Source organism: Cetobacterium sp. ZWU0022 (assembly GCF_000800875.1).
Classification (GTDB): domain Bacteria; phylum Fusobacteriota; class Fusobacteriia; order Fusobacteriales; family Fusobacteriaceae; genus Cetobacterium_A.
The window spans coordinates 1-1,326 of sequence record NZ_JRJZ01000185.1; the positions used below are offsets into that span (position 1 = coordinate 1).

Consider the following 1,326-nt stretch of genomic DNA (forward strand, 5'->3'; position numbering starts at 1 on the left):
AATCGATTGCACTCTCTAACGTTAACTCTCTAGAAAAGGCTGCTGTCGAAAGTAATACCAATAGCCCTAATATTTTTTTCATCAACTTCCTCCAAATAATTTATTTTAAACCCTATTCAAGTTTAGAGTTTTTTATCCCAAAATATTCTATTTTTGTTATGTGTATTTTTTGTGTAATAGCTTCATATTTCAATTTTTTTACAAAAGAAAAAGAGCTATAGAAGCTCTTTCTCAAACTTTATTTTAAAAGTTGATCTTTATCATTTTTGTCATACTCAATAACTCTTCCTAAAGAATCCCCTGGTTCGCTATAAGGATAATCTTTCACACTAGCCACTATACCTGTATTTGGTGATTTATACTCCTTTACCACATTTCCAAATGCATCATATTGAACAAATAAAACATCATCTTTGTTTACCTTATCCATCACTTTTACTTTTGCTTCAACAAACCCACCTTTCTCAGCACGAATACGACTCCAAGTATTTCCATAGAATGTTTCTACTTTTGATTTTATCTCTTTAGCATCTAAATAATTCCAATAAATAAGGTTATTTAGTACTCCATCTGTTGCTCTAGCTACTATTTCTGCTTCTTGAGTTTCTGAAGACCCTAATTCAAAAGTTATACTTGGAACTCCTAATTCAACAAAAGATGTTTCTACCGATCCCTTTTCACCATTATCCATTTTTACGATATCAGAACCTGTTAACTCAGCCATCTTCTTTATATCTAAATTTCTAAAATCTGCATACACGAATAATGGAAACTGGCTTCCTTTTCCACTTGTATGTAGATCAATCACCTTATCCGCATTTTTAGATAGTAAATTTTGCCATATTAATGTAGAGTATTTTTGATCAACAGTAGTTATCTTTCCAGAATCCATCTGTCTATTCAAGTCTGATGTATTCTCTGAATTCCCTCCAAACTTGTATCCTCTAGTATTATTTAACAGTCCAGGAATGTTCATCCCATGAACTATAGTAACTGTTCCCTTAACATTCTTAGGATTTAATTTTTCTTTCACTTTATATGTTGCTAAAATAGGATTCAACTCATTTCCATGAACTCCAGAGTTTACTAAAAATTTTCCTCCTGTTTTTTCTCCTTTTATAACAGTAACTGGAATATACCAAGGACTACCTAAACTATTTTCTGTTCCTTGGAAAAAGAACTCATGAGTTTTCCCTACTTCCAAATCAGTTACGTCGAGATTTGTAATTATATCTCTTCCTAAATATTTTCCCCCAGTGTACTCTGTGTTTCTGTTAACTTAAAATTTATTGAAACTACTCCAATCCTTTGAGGTATAATAGTTAT

General features: G+C 31.4%; 1 protein-coding gene. It reads right to left on the reverse strand.

All coding sequences use genetic code 11. From position 1 onward, the window contains the following. Nucleotides 1–238: 238 nt before the first annotated feature. Nucleotides 239–1,204 (reverse strand): succinylglutamate desuccinylase/aspartoacylase family protein, encoded by a 966-nt coding sequence (locus L988_RS12500; protein ID WP_052191851.1) that lies wholly within the window; start codon nt 1,202–1,204, stop codon nt 239–241. Between the last annotated feature and the right edge of the window lie 122 nt (nt 1,205–1,326).